The following is a 15,550-nucleotide window of genomic DNA, read 5'->3' on the forward strand; positions in this document are numbered from 1 at the left end:
TCCCTACTGGACGCGGCCGTACGCCGTGCGGATCTGCTGGAAGGCGGTGTAGTTGGCGATGAGGTCGACCTTGGTGATGTCGGGCTGGTCGGCCTTGATGCGGCCCAGGACCTCGTCGACCCGGTCGGCCACCTCGAACCGCACGCCGTCGGTCTCCAGGCGCAGCGCGAGGTCGGTGCGGCGCTCGCCCATGACGAACACGCGGCGCCCGCGCAGGACGGTGTAGTCCACGTCCCACAGCCAGGAGGTGTCCTTGCCGTCGGGGACCTGCGCGTTGACCGAGAGGATCACCGGGGTGTGGGGCGGGTCGAGGACCGCGAAGGACTCCAGCCAGCCGGCGGGGTTCTTGGAGAGCAGCAGCCGCACCTCGACGCCCATGGTCACCACGGAGGTGTAGCGGCCCGCGACGGAGGTGATCTCGCGCAGCCGCTCCACGGTGCGCTCGGGGTGGATGCCGTACCCGGCGGCGGTGGCCGCGGCGATCGCGGCGTTGGAGCGGTTGGCGTCACCGGGCAGGTTCAGCCGCAGCCTGATGCTCTGGCCCTCCGGGGTGAGGAGGGAGTCGGTGTCGTTGTCCACCGCCCAGGTGGTCGCGGGGCGGGCCAGTCCGCACTCGGGGCAGGCCCAGTGCGGGTCCACGTCGCGCTTGAGGTGGCCGCCGCACTCGGGGCAGCACCAGGAGTCCTCCTTCCAGCGCTGTCCCGCGGACACCCAGGTGGCGTTGGGCGCGCCCAGACCCGCCCAGGCCACGAGCGGGTCGTCGGCGTTGGCGATGACATGGGCGTTGCTCTTGCCCAGCGCGACGCGCCACTTCTTGGCGAGCAGGTTGATCTCGGAGGCGCGGTCCATCTGGTCGCGGCTGAGGTTCATCAGCACCACGAACGCGGGCTGCGTGGCGAGCAGCACCTGCGGGAGGTACTTCTCGTCCACCTCCAGCACGCCGTTGACGGCGGACTGGTTGTTCGACAGCGCCGTGATGTGCCCGGTGGGCATGTTCGCGCCGTGCTCGTTGGTGGCCACGTCGCCGAACTCTCGCAGGGCGTGCGAGATGAGCCTGGTGGTGGTGGTCTTGCCGTTGGTGGCGCTGACCAGGGCGAGCCTGCGGCCCCGGGCGAGCTTGGCGAGCAGGTCGGGTTCGACCTTGAGCGCCACCCGGCCGCCGATGACGGAGCCGTCTCCGCGTCCGGTGGCACGGGACAGGCTGGCCGCGCTCCTTCCCAGAACCGATGCCAGTTGGGCGCGCAGGGGAAGCTCGCTCATCTACTCTCCAGTAAGTGCTGGACCGCCAGCGCCGTTCGCTCCTGGGAGGCGGCGGGCGGTGTGTCGGGCCAAGCCTAGTGTCCACCCGGGGTCAGACCCGCCAGTCCAACCTCTCGGGCGGCGGCCCCAGGTTGGGCGGCACCCCGTCGCCCACGGCCGCCGTCGGCGCGGAGGAGCCGTCCGCGTCGGCGGTGCCGTCGGGTGTGTCGGTCGGGGCGTGGGGGCCCGCGGTCGGGCCCCGGGGGCGGCCGCCTCCGGTACCGCGCCCCCTCGCGGCCACGGCGCCACCGCCTCCAACGCCCGGTGCGTCGCCGGTGTTCCGGGAGTCGTCCACAGTGGCGAGTGTGGCCGTGGACAGGGTGAGGATACCCGGGTTGGTGTCGGCCAGCACGGGACCGTCGGCGGTCAGGACCACGGCGGCCGTGGCGGGGAGCCCGCGCAGCGAATCGGCGTCCAGACCGCAGGGGCGTCCGGGGGCCGCACCGTCTTCCCCTGCGGCGGTCCCGCCGGTTCCGGCCTCCTGGAGGGTGACCCTCCCCCATGCGGTGGCGGATCTCACATGGCGGACGAGGTCCAGGGGTGCGATCGCCGCGGCGGCGTTGCGGATCACCGCGCCGGACTCGGTGTGCGGGGAGGGGAAGAACCGGTCGTCGGCCTCCACCTCGGCGTCGGGGTCCTCCGGCTCGGCCGTGGCCGCGCCGCCCACGGCCCCGCCCACCGCCTCGGTGAGGCGGTGCACCCGCAGCCCGCCGGGGTCGTGCCCGGCGACACCGGGCGCCGAGGCCGCGGCGCGTTCGACGGCCTCCGCCGAATCCCCGTTCTGACGCATCACCACCGGCAGGCAGGCGGGGTCGGCGAACCGGGCGAGCGCGGCGGGGGCGGCCGTGCGGAACATCAGGACGACCTCCACCCCGCCCTCGGCCGCCGCGGCGAGGACCTGGTCGACCTCCCCCTCGGGGAGGGAGTCGGCGCCGCAGACCACGACGGTGCGGGTGCGGTCCGGGCGCACGCGGGGGCGTCTGCCGTCGGCGTTCCTGGGCTCGGGCGCCTCCAGCAGCTCGCTGAGCGCGGACACGGCGTAGGTGCCGTAGACGCGCGCGGCGGTCTCACCGGAGGCCCGGTCGGTGGAGATGATCTTGACCTGCGCGTAGTCGTTGTCGTCCGCCCGGGTACCGACGGCCTCGAAGGGGCTCAGGCGGCGCTCCAGCTCCCAGGCCCGCTCCCCGATGCGCGGTCCGTCGGCGCAGCGCTCGCGCACCCGGGCCCGCTGCCCCGGTGTGAGCAGGGCGAGCGCGGGGTCGTCCTCGGCGGCGTCCTCCTCTGGGGTGAGCAGTGCGCGCAGGCCGCCGATGAGTTCGGCGGTCCCCGCGTGCGGCCCCAGGACCTCCAGGAGACGGAGCAGCAGCGTCTCGTCGGCGTCGGCCTCGGCGGTGCCGCCGGAGGCGGACGCGACCGCGGAGAGGATGCGTGCGCGCTGTCCCGCGTCCAGATTGGTGCCCAGGGTCATCCGGGGCAGGTCGGCGGGGAGCACCCACCGGCGCGGGGCCACGGCGCAGCGGCGGGCGAGCCGGACGAGTTCGCGGGCCACGGAGTGCCCGGTGAGGTCGACCACGGTGAGGTCACCGCCCTCGCGCAGCCGGGAGACACCGACGGTGGCCAGCAGGGCGGACCATCCGGCGTCGTCCCCGCCCACCACGACCACGGCGCCCCTGCCTGCGGGGACGGTCACCCCGTACCAGAGCGGCTGCGCCTCGTAGGCCCGCGAGGCCGACTGCCACTCGGTGTACCTGCGGGCGTGCTCGTGCTGTTGTTCGCGCAGGACCCGGTCGCGCTCGTCGCGTTCGGCGGCCAGGCGCTCCCTGGCCCTGTGCAGCCGGTCGGCGACGACCTGGCGGCTCTGCACGAGGGCGAAGGCGATGGGCGCGGCGACGGCGGCGCAGGCGAACACGCCGCCGAGGGCGAAGCTGCCGGGGAGGATGCGCAGGGTCCACAGCAGCGGCAGCAGCAGGGTGAGGAGGAGGAGCCCGGCCAGGGCGAAGTACAGGGGCCGGTTGGTCTGGGCCTCGCTGTCGCGCTGGGCGGCGATCCACTCCTCGCTGACGGTCTCGGCGTCGGCCGGAGTCGGCCGCCTCGGGGCCGGTCCGGGAGGCGGCAGGAGCACGGCGTGCCGCCAGCCGACATAGGTACGTCCGGCCTCTCCTCGGGACGCTCCTCCCGAACGGGGGTTGGGCACCGTCCGAACACCTCCTGACCGGCCGTCGCGGGGGGCGGCCGGGGACTCGGTCACGCGGGGCTCCGGCCCGGGCCGGAGTGTGGGCGGAATGCCGTCACCCGCCCGCCGCGCTCGTCACGGCCCCGCCGGAACCGGTCACGGGCACGGGAGGGTGCCGGTGGGCGCGGGTGGAAGGCCGTCGATCTCAGTCAAGCAGCAGCGCGCACCGCTTTCCAGCCCCGCCCCGGACCTGTGGAAAACGCGTCGCGGACCCCGTGGAGGCCGAGGGGCGCGCGGACGGCGCGCCCGTTCCGAAGCCGGTGGCGAGGCACCGCCGTGTCAGCGCCTCCCCCAGGGGCAGGGGAAGGGGGACAGAAGAAGAGAGGACGCCCCCTTTCCGAGGAGTGACCCCCCATTCCCGCACCGCTGCTGTCCATACTCCTGCTCGTCGCGGCCTTGGTCTTCCTGGTCTGCATGTGTGCCTGTGTGTACCTGGGGACCAGATGGAACCGCCGTCGAGGTCGCCCCCGCTGGCCCATCGTCACCATTGACGAGGAGTCCGAGCGGATACGGTCGCTGCCTCGGGAGGTCCGCCGCGCCGCGGACCGCGCCATACGCCGGAGCGAGGCGGTGGACGACCCGGAGTTCGCCGTGATCGTGTGCCAGCGCGCCCGTGTCCGTCGTCGGACGGAGGAGAATCCCTGGAGCGCGGCGTCCCAGTTCTTCAACATGCTGATGCTGGCTTGTGTCATGTGCGGACAGGTCGTGATCGGAACGGTTTCCCACGGCTTCCTCTGGTTTCCCGCCACGTTCCTGGCAGTGGCTGCCCTGCTCCAGCTCTACCGCTGGTGGATACTGCGGCGCACCGCCGTCGCCGTCGAGCTCAACCTCCCCCTCGCGGAGAAGGCCGGGGAGGAGACGCCGGACTGAGGTGTCCGGAGAAGGGATTCCCGAGATGGACGGGCCCGCAAAGGCGCGGGGCGCCGGTGCCGGACGGTCTCCCGTCGGCACCGGCGCCCCGTGTACGCCTGAGGTCGTCCGGCCGTCTAGGCCTGCACCTGGAGGTCGATGACCTTGCCCACCTCGGCCTGCACCGCGTACTCGCCGGTGAAGCCCTTCGAGGCGAGGACGCGCACCTTCCAGGAGCCGTCGGCGGCGAAGAAGCGGAACGTGCCCTCCTCGCCGGTGGCCACCTCTCCGACGAAGTCGTCGGAGTCGTTCAGCAGGCGGGCGTAGGCCCCGCTCAGCGGCTGTCCGTCACGGGTGACCGTGCCCTGGATGACCGCCTGGTTCCCGGCGTCGACGTCGGCGAGGGCGACCCCGCCGACCGGCGCTCCGCAACTGTCGCTCACTTGGCCTCGGCCTCCCCCAGCTCGACCGGGACGCCCACGAGGGAGCCGTACTCGGTCCACGAGCCGTCGTAGTTCTTGACGTTCTCCAGGCCCAGGATCTCGTGCAGGGCGAACCAGGTGTGCGAGGAGCGCTCGCCGATCCGGCAGTAGGCGATGATGTCCTTGTCCAGGTCCACGCCCGCGCCGGTGTAGAGCTCGCGTAGCTCGTCGGCGGTCTTGAAGGTGCCGTCCTCGTTGGCGGTCTTGGCCCACGGGATGTTGCGCGCGGTCGGGATGTGGCCCGGGCGCTGCGAGGTCTCCTGCGGCAGGTGCGCGGGAGCGAGCAGCTTGCCGGTGAACTCGTCGGGCGAGCGCACGTCGACCAGGTCCTTGGTGCCGATGGCCTGCACGACCTCGTCGCGGAAGGCTCGGATGGAGGCGTCCTGCTCCTGGGCGGTGTACTGGGTGGCGGCCCGCTCGGGGACGTCCTTGACGAGCTCGCGGGAGTCGAGCTCCCACTTCTTGCGGCCGCCGTCCAGCAGGCGGACATTGGTGTGGCCGTAGAGCTTGAAGTACCAGTACGCGTAGGCCGCGAACCAGTTGTTGTTGCCGCCGTACAGGATGACCTGGTCGTCGTTGCCGATGCCCTTGGCGGACAGCAGCTTCTCGAAACCGGTGCGGTCCACGAAGTCGCGGCGGACGGGGTCCTGGAGGTCCGTCTTCCAGTCGATCTTGACGGCGCCGGGGATGTGGCCCTTGTCGTACGCGGACGTGTCCTCGTCGACCTCGACCAGGACCACGTCGGCGTCGTCCAGGTGAGCCTCCACCCAGTCGGCGTCCACTAGGACGTCGGAGCGGCTCATGGGGAACCTCCTGTGTTTCTTGTGCGGTGTCGCGTGTGCGGATCGGTGCTCCCGGGGGCTGCCGTCCCGGGAGCGGGGGATGCGGAAGGTCTGAGAAGCGGTGCGGGGTCCCCGGTTCCGGCGCGGGCCGGGGCCGGCGGACGCGCTCCGGGGAGTCGGGGCACGGCGGAACCCGGACGTACGTGGAACGCGGACAGCGGGCTGCTGAGCGGGCGCCGAACCCTCCCGGCCACCGCGTCCGCGCAGGACGGAGCACGGCGGCCTGGGACGCGAGGGTCGGCGGCTGCCGGGGCTCCGGCCGGTACGGAAGTGGTCAGGGCAGGCGCGAGGCACTGCCCGTGAGGGTCGACCCGCATGTGTGCTGTCCCCAGATGCGTACACGGAAGACGAGAACCAGTCGCACGGAGGGGGCGCGGGCTCCGGGGCCCGTCCGCCCTAGGGACACAGACAGAGCGCGGCGGCGACGCGGCAGAAGTCCACTGCCCGTCGCTTCGTCAGATACGCGCTCGTCAAGGAGGTCACACCGAAGACGCTACAGGCCGTGTTACGCGTTTGTCACTGGTGTGCTGGATCACAAAGGAGTCGTCCGCGCGGGTGGGACGTCCGGGGGAGACGGTTCAGAGGACGGCCGCCTCAGAGGACGGCCGCGCCGAGCGCGGCGATCACGTCCGCCTTGCGGGGTTGGCCCTCCGCCCGGCGCACCACGCGGCCGGAGGCGTCCAGGACCAGGACGGTGGGGGTGCCCGTGACGTCAAGGCGGCGGACGAGGTCGAGGCGGGACTCGGCGTCCACCTCCACGTGCGCGACGCCGTCGACCATGCCCGCGACCCCGTCGAGAACGCGCCGGGTGGCCCGGCAGGGCTGGCAGAAGGCGGTGGAGAACTGCACGAGGGTGGCCCGCTCCCCCAGCGGGGCGCCGACCTCCTCCGCGGTGAGCACGTCGCCCGCCGCGTCCGCGTCCTGTAGCGCCATGGCGCTTCCCCTCCCCCTTGTCCCCTTCTCCTCCGGTTCCGCCGCTGCCGCTTCCGGTGCGCGGACCGCCCGTCGGCCCGGTGCGGCCCGCGCACCCCGCGGCCCCGGGGCAGGATCGGCGCGGACCGCGCGGCCGGAGCCGGCGTCAGACCGCGTCGGCGCCCATGAGCGGAACGTCCGAGCCGGTGCCGGTGACCCGCAGGCCGCTGGAGGCGGCCTCCATATCGGTAACGGTCAGGCCGAACGGCAGCTGCGGGGCCTGGGCGCTGAAGGTCAGCATGGTCGCGGCCATGCCGCTGAGGTCGACGGGGGCGTCGCCCACCTGGACGTCGACGGGGGTGACGGTCACGGTGTCGCCCTCGACGGAGAACTCACCGCCCGCGTTGACGGAGGTGCTGATGCCGAACTCGGGGAACGCCAGCTCACCGGTGATACGGGGCTCGCCGCCCTCGGTCGTGATGGTGATGCCCTCGGGGAGGTAGGCGTTGAAGAAGGAGTAGGGGACGGTGAAGGAGCCGTCCAGCCGCCCCGCCACCACCGTCGGCTGGTCGAGCAGGTCGGCGGGGGGCGCGTCGACCTCGGTGGCGGTGACGTCGATCTGCTCGACGGTGATGCTGTCCATGGTGGCCGAGGCGGCGGTGATGTTGACCTCGGAGTAGGTGCCGCTGACGGCCTGGGGCAGGAAGGCCCAGCCCTCGATGGCCACATCGGGTTCCTCGGCCATCTGGAGCCGCTGGGCCAGCTGGCTCGCGACCATGTTCTGCGCGAAGCTGCGTGCCCCGATGTCGGCCGCAACCACTGCGACCGCCAGGAGGATCAGGAGAACGACGAGGAACTTACGCATCGGAGATCCCAGCACACTTTCTTTCGTTCCGGCGCGCTCTCGGCTGGTTCGTCCCGCCGGTCGTGGTCACACGCCATCGGCGCCCGACGGGCGCCGGTCATGGAAACCTGTCGGAAAGGCTACTTCACCACAGGTTGGACGCCCGGAGCCTTCCACCGGTTTGTCCCGGATGGACAACTAGACCGGTTCGAGACGTCTCGCGGGGCGGAAACGGGGCGCTGCGGCCACGTTGACGGACTCTGCGGGCCCTGTTCAGCGGGGCATCAGCATGGCGGCGAGGCCGTCGCTGGCCGCAGCGCCCGCGAGGGAGAGTTCGATCACGTTGGTGGCTACCACGTGCTGGGGGCTGAGCCGGGCGAACTCCAGGACGTGCGGCTGCTGCTCGTGCTCCTCCTGCGCCAGCTCGTCGCGGTACATCGCGTAGACGATGCGCTGGAGCGGCGCGCTGGGCACCGTGTGGCAGGCGAACAACAGGGTGTCCGGCTCGCTGTGGGAGACCTGGGCGACGAGGGCGTCGGCGATGCGGTCGAAACCCGGGCCCTGCTGGTCGGCGAGGGTGTAGATGGTGATGACGCCACGCAGCTTGCCGGGCGGCGCCTGCTGGACCGGCGGACCGTCGTAGTAGTCGTCGTAGGGGTCGGCTTGGCGACGCTTGCGGCGCACGGGCTCCTCCGGGAGTTCGTCGTCGGGGTCCGCGCCCCCGTCGTCGTCGTAGTCGTCGTAGTAGTCGTCATCGTCGTAGGGGTCGCGGCGCGGGCGCGCGGCCAAGGCGACGGCCCCCCACAGCGCGGCGACGGCGCCGAGCATGAGCAGCGGCCCCCCGAAGCCGAGGCCGAAGCGGCCGACCACGACGGACAGCAGCGAGGCCAGGCCGACCAGCCCCAGCACAGTCAGGTCGGCGCGGCGGTGGTCGGAGGCGCGCCGGGCGACCGCGACGAGCGCGGAGACGAGGAAGACCGCGACGAGGACCTGCGTGAGGTTGACGAGCGAGCGCGGGATGAGGTCGTAGTGGTCGCCCATGGCGGGGTAGGAGGCGTCGAAGCGGGTGCCCACCCGGTCGACGGACAGCACCACCAGGGGGACGATGGTGAACGCGCTGAGGAACAGCCGCGAGGTGAACCGGCCGCGGGGCGAGCGAACGCCGTACTCCAGCGCACCCCAGGCCATGTAGAGCGGGCCCAGGAGGCTGATGCCGATGTGCAGCAGCCGGAAGGTGGGTCCGCCGAAGTCGAACATCGCGCCGATCACGCCCGCGCTGAGGCCGACCGTCGTGCCCAGTGCGGCGACGAGCCATCCGACCGCGGCCACACTGGGACGGCGTTGGGCGTACGCGGCGAGCGCGGCGGTGGCGCTCCAGCCCACCAACGCGCTTATGAATGCCAGTCCTACCGTCACCATCCCGACAATGATGCTGCACGTTAGCGGGTGGATGTGCACTCGATGCAGCTTCGCGGGGTCAGTGTGGGCGACGATCCCGCAGAGTGGAGGCCACAACGGGGATTTACACTGTGATCTTCATCACCAGGTTTGCCGCCGCATCCCAGTGGCTCCACCCGGCCCGCGGGTGGCCGTAGGCTCGCACTACGCGGGGAGCGCCGCCCCGACACCGGAAAGGGCCGCTTCCCCCACCCAAGCCAGGAGAGAACCGTGTCACACGACGCCGTGTCCCCGAACGCGCGCGGGGCCGCCTTCTTCGACGTGGACAACACCCTGATGCGGGGTGCGTCGATCTACCACTTCGCCCGGGGCCTGGCCTCCCGGGACCTGTTCACCACCCGCGACCTGATGCGGTTCGCGTGGGGGCAGACGGTGTTCCGGGTGACCGGCAGCGAACAGCCCGAGCACATCAACGCCGCGCGCGAGGCCGCGCTGGCGTTCGTGGCCGGACACGACGTGAACGACCTCGTGGCGCTCTGCGAGGAGATCTACGACGACACCATGGCCGACCGCATCTGGGAGGGCACCCGGGCGCTCGTCCAGGGGCACCTGGACGCGGGGCGGCCGGTGTGGCTTGTGACCGCGACACCGGTGGAACTGGCCCAGATCATCCGGCGGCGCCTGGGCCTGACCGGCGCGCTGGGCACCGAGGCCGAGTGCGTCGACGGGGTGTACACGGGGCGCTTGAACGGGGACCTGCTGCACGGTCCGGCGAAGGCCGTGGCCGTGCGCGCCCTCGCCCACAGGGAGGGGTGGGACCTGGCCTCCTGCTCCGCCTACAGCGACTCCTCCAACGACCTGCCGCTGCTGTCCCTGGTGGGGCGCCCGCACGCGGTCAACCCGGACACCGACCTGCGCAGGTACGCCCGATCGCACGGGTGGCCGGTGCACGACTTCCGGCGGCACCGGAACACGCTGCGGGTGGCCGTCCCGGCCGCCGTGGGCGCCGTCGCCGGTGCCGTGGCGCTGCGCGCGGTCAGACAGAGACGGACCGGCTGATCCCACCGGCCCGGAGGCCGGGAGCCGGGTAACCCGGCGGCCGTGGACCAGTGGAACCGGACGGGCGGAACAGCCGGGGGACCGGGGGCCGGGCGTGCGCGGTGCACGCGCCGTCGGGTTGGCCGCCGCACGGGGACCGGGCCCGGGACCGGAGTCGTCCACAGTTCACGCGTGGGCGTGGCGCCGACGGGCGGCCGGTTGGTGGAATGGATCAAGGGGGTCTGGGGGCCGAAACACCTCATGCTGCCCACAAAGCCCTCAGGTGCGCTTTCCGGGCGTTTCACACCGTGGGCCGCATCAGAGGCCCGCCGAAGATCCTCAGCGCCCCAGCGTGGCCCTGGCGAGGGCGAGCACGTGGACGGGCCGCAGGCCGCCTCCGCGCGAGGACGTGCCGCGACGGCTTCCCGCGTAGGCCTCGAAGGCCTCCACCGAGGTGTAGGCGGGCGACCAGTCCAGCACCCGCTCCAGGGAGTCGGTGTGCATGCCCGGGGTGCTCAGGCCCGCGCGCACGGCGCGGGAGGTACTGGAACTCGCGTAGTCGATCCGGCCGTGCTTGGCCAGGCCGCGCAGTACCCGCAGGCCGCGCGCCGGGACGGGGAGCCGCTGGCCGCCGACGCGGCGCAGGCAGTGCGAGAGGCGGACCGAGTCCTCGCCCGCCACGTCGAAGAACCCGGTGCCGTCGCTGAGCGCCATGCGCACCAGCGCCTCGGCGCCGTCGTCCTCGTGCAGGAACTGCACGTCGGGGTCGCTGCCGAGCACGGTGGGCACGAACCGCGAGTCCAGGTAACGCGTGAGCGGGGTGCTAACCGAGGGGCCGATGAGGTTGGCGAAGCGCAGGACGGCGACCGACAGGTCGGGGCGGCGGCGCTGGAGGCCGCGGGTGTGCCGCTCGACCTCGGCCGCGTCGTCGGCGTCCAGGGTGGCGCTGGACCGCACCACCAGGCGCCGGACTGTGGTGGAGCGCTGGGCCGCGCCGAGCACCCGCATGGTGCCCAGGACGTTGTCCTCGCGGTTGGGACGGCCAGCGGTGTCCAGGCCCAGGTGCAGGACGAGCTCGGCGCCGGAGTCGGCGACGATCCCGTCCAGGCTCCCGTCGTGCAGGTCGACATGGGCGTACTCGAACCCCGGCGCGTCCGTGGACGGTGGCGAGGAGTCGGCACCGATCACCCGGCGGACCCCGGGCTCCTCGCTCAGGGCCTGCGCGACCCTGGCGGCCAGGGGTGTGGAAACCCCGGTGACGAGTACGACACGAACCATGGCGACACGTTCCTTGGAAGGAGACGGGAGCTGTTCCGGCGGGCCCGCGGACCGTTCACCCGGGGGGTGAACCGGCGACCGCGACCCGTGAGACACAACAGCGCCTCACCCAGAAAATTCCATTGCTCCGGCAAAGGCCGGGCAAGGACGGCGGTGTCTCCGCGTCCGGGGCGTGCCTGGAGCGCGCCCGCGCCCGCGGAGAGACGACGTTCGCCGCTACCGGTCCTACTTCTTGTTGCGACGCGCGACACGCGTGCGCTTGAGCAGCTTGCGGTGCTTCTTCTTCGCCATCCGCTTGCGGCGCTTCTTGATGACGGAACCCATGGGATCACCTTCTCGCTGACGGAGGTTACGGACATGCCGCACCGCTGGGCGGTGGAAACCGGCAAGGGGCTCGGATGCGGTCACCGGAGCCGTTCGGACACCTGCGTGCCCGGGGCCCGGAACGGCCGGTGCGGCCGGGGTGGTGCCCCCGGGTCCGGCGCTGGAGAGCGCGCACCTACCGCACCCGAAGGCCCAGCTTACCGTTACGGGTGCGCGCTCCGGGTCACGCCCCGGGGAGTGCGGGCTCGTCCTTGTACAGGACGGCGGCGGGCTCCGCGTAGCTGACGCTGGTCAGCCGCTGGTCGCTGAAGGTCAGCGAAGTCACGCTCGCCAGGTTGCACTCGCGCAGGTCGGGACGGTGCCAGAGGCGTTTGCCCTCGGCCGCGCGGCGGGCCATCCAGATCGGCAGCTGGTGACTGACGCACACGGCCTCGCGGCCCCACGCCGCCCGGCGGGCGACCTTCACGGCCTCCACCATGCGGGTGACGATCTCGGAGTAGGGCTCGCCCCAGGACGGCAGGAACGGGTTGTACACGCGGCTGAACACGCGGGGATCGCGCACCGACCGCCGCGACAGGCTCATCCCCTCGAACTTGTTGGCCGCCTCGATGAGCCGGTCGTCCAGGGTGACGGGCAGGTCCGTCGCCTTCTGGAGGGGCACGGCGGTCTCCTGGGTGCGGTCCAGCGGTGAGGAGAACAGCGCCGCGATGTCGTGGCCCTCGAACCACTCCGCGGTCATCTCCGCCATCTGCTGGCCCCGGTCGCTGAGGTGGAAGCCGGGGAGCCGTCCGTAGAGCACCTTGCCGGGGTTGTACACCTCTCCGTGTCGCAGCAGGTGCACGACGGTGGTCGTCGTCATCGTGTGTGTCTTTCCTTCGGGGTCGTGGGCGTCGGGGCTGTACCGGCCCTGGGCGTCAGCCCTGGGCCTCGGCCGCGGCGCGGGCCGCCCCGGGCAGCGCCGCGACCACCCGGTCCACGGCGGCGTCGTCGTGCGCGGCGGAGAAGAACCAGGCCTCGAAGGCGGCGGGCGGCAGGTACACGCCCTGGTCGAGCATGGCGTGGAAGAAAGCGGAGAAGACCGCGGTGTCGGTGGTGCGCGCGGTGTCGAAGTCGACGGCCTCCCTGTCGGTGAAGAACACCGTGAAGAGGTTGCCGCCGTTCTGGAGCCGGTGGGCGACCCCGGCCTCGCCGAGCGCCTTGGAGACCTCGGCCGCCACCCGGGCGGAGACCTCGTCGATGCGGGCGTAGACCTCGGGGGTGGCCCCCCTCAGGGTGGCCAGGCCGGCGGCGGTGGCCAGGGGGTTCCCGGACAGGGTACCCGCCTGGTAGACGGGCCCGTTCGGCGCGAGGCGGTCCATGATCTCGGCGCGTCCGCCGAACGCGGCGGCGGGCAGGCCGCCGCCCATGACCTTGCCGAAGGTCATGAGGTCGGGGGCGACGCCCTCCAGGCCGAACCAGCCCGAGGCGCTGACGCGGAAGCCGGTGAGGACCTCGTCGAGGATGAGGAGGGCTCCGTTGGCGTGCGCGATCTCCTTGATCCGGGCGTTGAACCCGTCCCTGGGGGCGACGACGCCCATGTTGGCGGGGCAGGCCTCGGCGATGACGCAGGCGATCTCGTCGCCGTGCTCGGCGAAGGCGCGCTCGACGGCCCCGGGGCCGTTGTAGGGCAGCACGAGGGTGTCGGCGGCGCTGGCCCCGGTCACGCCCGGGGAGTCGGGCAGGGCGAAGGTGGCCAGGCCCGAACCGGCGGAGGCCAGGAGGGCGTCGACGTGGCCGTGGTAGTTGCCCGCGAACTTGACGATCTTGCTGCGCCCGGTGAAGCCCCGCGCGAGGCGGATCGCGGACATGGTGGCCTCGGTGCCGGAGTTGACGAGGCGGACCTTCTCCACGGGGGTGCGTTCGACGATCAGCTCGGCCAGCTCGACCTCGCCGGGGGTCGGCGCGCCGTAGGAGGTTCCGGCGTCGACCGCGCCGTGGAGGGCCTCGACGACGGCGGGGGCCGCGTGGCCGAGGATCAGCGGCCCCCACGAGCACACGAGGTCGACGTACCGGCGGCCGTCGGCGTCGGTGAGGTAGGGGCCCTCGCCCTTGACGAAGAAGGGCGGGGTGCCGCCGACGGCGCCGAAGGCGCGGACGGGGGAGTTCACGCCACCGGGCACGACGGCGGAGGCACGCTGGAAAAGCTCTGCGGAAGTCTGTTGGGTACCCACCTCACCAGTGTGTCAGCTGTGTCCGGCACCGGGACCATGACCCGCCCCGCGTCGGCCGAGGTCCCGGCGTCGGGCAGCCGCACGCGCGTCTCGCGGCGGCCCGGATCCGTGGTTGGTCGGTCACACGTGTGCCCCGTTCCCACGCCCGACCAGCGGGGTGAAGCGGCGGGAGGGGCTGACGCCGTGTCCCGCACACGCGTGTGCCCCGCTCCCCCGGGGGAGCGGGGCACACGGAGTCCGCTCAGTACCGGGCGGCGCGGCCGTCCCGGGCGGGGGCGTCGGACAGGGGCGGCGCGCCCGTGTCCGGGGCGGCCGGGGTGTCCGGCCGCCCGGCGCGCACCAGCGGGCGCAGGCGGTCGTCGCGGGCGATCAGCTCCACGAGGGCGGTCATCGGGCGGGAGGCGGCCAGGGAGACCAGGGCCGCGACGGTGGCGCCGATCAGGAGGCCGACGGTGACGTCGTGCGGGTAGTGGGCGCCGACGAAGACCCGGGAGAAGGCCTCCAGGACGGCGAGCAGCACGGCGAGGACGGCGATGCGGCGCCAGGCCAGGATGAGCGCCGCGGCGGCGGCGCCCGCGATCGCGGCGTGGTTGCTCGGGAAGGACCAGTCGCCGAGCGGGTCGCAGGTGGCGATCGTGGTCAGGTCGGTCATGGCCTGGCAGGGGCGCATCTGCTCGAAGAACGTCTTCACCGTACGGCTGACCGTGTAGGCGACGACGGTGGCGACGGGGGCGAACAGGGCCAGGCCGACCAGGCGGGAGTCCACGGAGCGCGCGCGCCACCAGGCGGCGAGGAAGAGGACCGCGAACACTCCGAGGAAGAGGTCGGTGCCCACGTAGGCGGCGCTCTGCACCCAGGGGTCCAGGTCCGCCGTGAACTCGATCAGGGCCCGGGACCAGGCGGCGCTGACGGCGAGGATCTCAGAGACCATCTCTCTCCATTGGGTCGCTCAGGGGGAGGATCGCGCGCAGGGGGGATGATCTGGGCGACGTCCCGTCCGGGGGTGACGGGAATCCCATGATTCGGTGACATGAAAGCCTTCATCCTGTCATCAACCCGGGCTTCCCGGACACGCGAAACGGCCGTACGGACGAAAGAGACGGAGGGCACCGACGAAGGAGGGGCCGCGCCGCGCCGAAGGGCCGGCGTACCGATGAGTAGCTTGGGGGTGTCCACCCTCCCGGCGGTGCCCATCCGCCCTCCCGAGACGGAGCCCCGATGACCTCGAACTTCACCACCGCGGACCTCATCGACGACCACGGCGACACCCTGCGCAGCTGCTCCACGCAGTTCCGCCAGTTCGGGGGGCGCGCGGTGTTCTCCGGCCGGATCCGCACCGTCCGCTGCCACGAGGACAACGGCCTGGTCAAGCGGGTCCTCAACACCCCGGGCGGCGGTGCGGTCCTGGTGGTGGACGGCGGCGGCTCGCTGCGGTCGGCCCTGATGGGCGACATGATCGCCGAGGCGGCCGTGGCCAACGGCTGGGCGGGGACCGTGGTCTTCGGCGCGGTCCGCGACACCCGCGCCCTGGCCGGGCTGGACCTGGGTGTGAAGGCGCTGGGCTCCAACCCCCGCAAGTCCCTCAAGGACGCCGCCGGGCGCCTGGACGTGCCCGTGGTCTTCGGCGACGTCACGTTCACGCCGGGCGAGTGGCTCTACAGCGACGAGGACGGCGTGGTGGTGAACGCCGAGGAGATCCGACTCTGACGCCGGACCGGGCGGAGGTGAACGGAGGGGGTCGCCGGGGTGACCTCCTCCGCACCTCCCCGGCGCCTCCCCGGTGCGTCACGCCGAGCCCTCAGCGACCCCCGGCGGGCTCCGGGCCTCACCTCCGCCGCACC

At 72.7% G+C, this 15,550-nt stretch carries 16 protein-coding genes; 3 read left to right on the forward strand and 13 right to left on the reverse strand.

The features are described 5' to 3' along the window. Positions 1-3 precede the first annotated feature (3 nt). Together ABD54_RS05965 and ABD54_RS05970 are read right to left on the reverse strand one after the other, a co-directional pair. The gene (locus tag ABD54_RS05965) at positions 4-1,260 is read right to left on the reverse strand and encodes a MurT ligase domain-containing protein (RefSeq protein WP_047868420.1); all 1,257 of its coding nucleotides are present in this window, start codon (positions 1,258-1,260) and stop codon (positions 4-6) included. Between the two features lie 91 nt (positions 1,261-1,351). After that, a complete protein-coding gene (locus ABD54_RS05970; protein WP_394324530.1) occupies positions 1,352-3,493 on the reverse strand; it encodes a hypothetical protein in 2,142 nt (713 codons plus the stop codon). Between the two features lie 609 nt (positions 3,494-4,102). Between ABD54_RS05970 and ABD54_RS05975 the strand changes: the two genes are divergently transcribed. Beyond that, a complete protein-coding gene (locus tag ABD54_RS05975) occupies positions 4,103-4,402 on the forward strand; it encodes a hypothetical protein (protein ID WP_047868422.1) in 300 nt (99 codons plus the stop codon). Between the two features lie 116 nt (positions 4,403-4,518). Here the strand turns inward: ABD54_RS05975 and ABD54_RS05980 are convergent, their stop codons facing one another. The 6 genes from ABD54_RS05980 to ABD54_RS06000 all read right to left on the reverse strand — a co-directional run bounded on the left by ABD54_RS05980 (position 4,519) and on the right by ABD54_RS06000 (position 8,880). After that, a complete protein-coding gene (locus tag ABD54_RS05980) occupies positions 4,519-4,824 on the reverse strand; it encodes a DUF1416 domain-containing protein (protein WP_013155346.1) in 306 nt (101 codons plus the stop codon). After that, positions 4,821-5,666, reverse strand: coding sequence for a sulfurtransferase (locus ABD54_RS05985; RefSeq protein WP_047868423.1), 846 nt, complete (start codon positions 5,664-5,666; stop codon positions 4,821-4,823). Before ABD54_RS05985 ends, ABD54_RS05980 begins: the two co-directional genes overlap by 4 nt. Before the next feature lie 435 nt (positions 5,667-6,101). Beyond that, positions 6,102-6,188, reverse strand: coding sequence for a putative leader peptide (locus ABD54_RS29570; RefSeq protein ID WP_352983320.1), 87 nt, complete (start codon positions 6,186-6,188; stop codon positions 6,102-6,104). A 111-nt stretch (positions 6,189-6,299) separates the two neighbouring features. Further along, on the reverse strand, positions 6,300-6,638 hold the full coding sequence (locus ABD54_RS05990; protein ID WP_047868424.1) for a thioredoxin family protein: 339 nt from the start codon (positions 6,636-6,638) through the stop codon (positions 6,300-6,302). A gap of 145 nt (positions 6,639-6,783) precedes the next feature. Further along, on the reverse strand, positions 6,784-7,482 hold the full coding sequence (locus ABD54_RS05995) for a DUF2993 domain-containing protein (RefSeq protein ID WP_047868425.1): 699 nt from the start codon (positions 7,480-7,482) through the stop codon (positions 6,784-6,786). Between the two features lie 252 nt (positions 7,483-7,734). Then, complete coding sequence (locus ABD54_RS06000; protein ID WP_047868426.1) at positions 7,735-8,880, reverse strand: putative quinol monooxygenase; 1,146 nt, start codon at positions 8,878-8,880, stop codon at positions 7,735-7,737. Positions 8,881-9,129: 249 nt separating this feature from the next. Between ABD54_RS06000 and ABD54_RS06005 the strand changes: the two genes are divergently transcribed. Further along, positions 9,130-9,918 carry an HAD family phosphatase gene (locus tag ABD54_RS06005; RefSeq protein ID WP_047868427.1) on the forward strand — a complete coding sequence of 263 codons (789 nt, stop codon included), beginning with the start codon at positions 9,130-9,132 and terminating at the stop codon, positions 9,916-9,918. A 318-nt stretch (positions 9,919-10,236) separates the two neighbouring features. On the opposite strand, the gene ABD54_RS06010 is transcribed toward ABD54_RS06005, so the two are convergent. The 5 genes from ABD54_RS06010 to ABD54_RS06025 all read right to left on the reverse strand — a co-directional run bounded on the left by ABD54_RS06010 (position 10,237) and on the right by ABD54_RS06025 (position 14,640). Beyond that, complete coding sequence (locus ABD54_RS06010) at positions 10,237-11,175, reverse strand: NAD-dependent epimerase/dehydratase family protein (RefSeq protein ID WP_047868428.1); 939 nt, start codon at positions 11,173-11,175, stop codon at positions 10,237-10,239. A 225-nt stretch (positions 11,176-11,400) separates the two neighbouring features. Then, a complete protein-coding gene (locus ABD54_RS27035) occupies positions 11,401-11,499 on the reverse strand; it encodes a 30S ribosomal protein bS22 (protein ID WP_013155353.1) in 99 nt (32 codons plus the stop codon). A gap of 223 nt (positions 11,500-11,722) precedes the next feature. Next, positions 11,723-12,358: a histidine phosphatase family protein gene (locus tag ABD54_RS06015; protein WP_047868429.1), complete on the reverse strand. Its 636-nt coding sequence runs from the start codon at positions 12,356-12,358 to the stop codon at positions 11,723-11,725. A gap of 55 nt (positions 12,359-12,413) precedes the next feature. After that, positions 12,414-13,709, reverse strand: a complete 1,296-nt coding sequence (hemL, locus tag ABD54_RS06020) for a glutamate-1-semialdehyde 2,1-aminomutase (RefSeq protein WP_082166708.1) — start codon at positions 13,707-13,709, stop codon at positions 12,414-12,416. A 241-nt stretch (positions 13,710-13,950) separates the two neighbouring features. Next, a complete protein-coding gene (locus tag ABD54_RS06025; protein WP_047868431.1) occupies positions 13,951-14,640 on the reverse strand; it encodes a phosphatase PAP2 family protein in 690 nt (229 codons plus the stop codon). 287 nt (positions 14,641-14,927) lie between these two features. Here ABD54_RS06025 and rraA point away from each other — a divergent pair, with 287 nt between their 5' ends. After that, complete coding sequence (gene rraA / locus ABD54_RS06030) at positions 14,928-15,416, forward strand: ribonuclease E activity regulator RraA (protein WP_047868432.1); 489 nt, start codon at positions 14,928-14,930, stop codon at positions 15,414-15,416. The last annotated feature ends 134 nt before the right edge of the window (positions 15,417-15,550 follow it).

The sequence above is a fragment of the Nocardiopsis sp. RV163 genome (genome assembly GCF_001029525.1).
Taxonomy (GTDB): domain Bacteria; phylum Actinomycetota; class Actinomycetes; order Streptosporangiales; family Streptosporangiaceae; genus Nocardiopsis; species Nocardiopsis dassonvillei.

Bases quoted from the DNA above. Each gene is read 5' to 3' on its own strand.
- ABD54_RS05995 (WP_047868425.1), bottom strand. From the start codon at position 7,482: ATGCGTAAGTTCCTCGTCGTTCTCCTGATCCTCCTGGCGGTCGCAGTG.
- ABD54_RS05990 (WP_047868424.1), bottom strand. From the start codon at position 6,638: ATGGCGCTACAGGACGCGGACGCGGCGGGCGACGTGCTCACCGCGGAG.
- ABD54_RS06015 (WP_047868429.1), bottom strand. From the start codon at position 12,358: ATGACGACGACCACCGTCGTGCACCTGCTGCGACACGGAGAGGTGTAC.
- ABD54_RS27035 (WP_013155353.1), bottom strand. From the start codon at position 11,499: ATGGGTTCCGTCATCAAGAAGCGCCGCAAGCGGATGGCGAAGAAGAAG.
- rraA (WP_047868432.1), top strand. From the start codon at position 14,928: ATGACCTCGAACTTCACCACCGCGGACCTCATCGACGACCACGGCGAC.
- ABD54_RS05965 (WP_047868420.1), bottom strand. From the start codon at position 1,260: ATGAGCGAGCTTCCCCTGCGCGCCCAACTGGCATCGGTTCTGGGAAGG.
- ABD54_RS05985 (WP_047868423.1), bottom strand. From the start codon at position 5,666: ATGAGCCGCTCCGACGTCCTAGTGGACGCCGACTGGGTGGAGGCTCAC.
- ABD54_RS06000 (WP_047868426.1), bottom strand. From the start codon at position 8,880: ATGGTGACGGTAGGACTGGCATTCATAAGCGCGTTGGTGGGCTGGAGC.
- ABD54_RS06010 (WP_047868428.1), bottom strand. From the start codon at position 11,175: ATGGTTCGTGTCGTACTCGTCACCGGGGTTTCCACACCCCTGGCCGCC.
- ABD54_RS06025 (WP_047868431.1), bottom strand. From the start codon at position 14,640: ATGGTCTCTGAGATCCTCGCCGTCAGCGCCGCCTGGTCCCGGGCCCTG.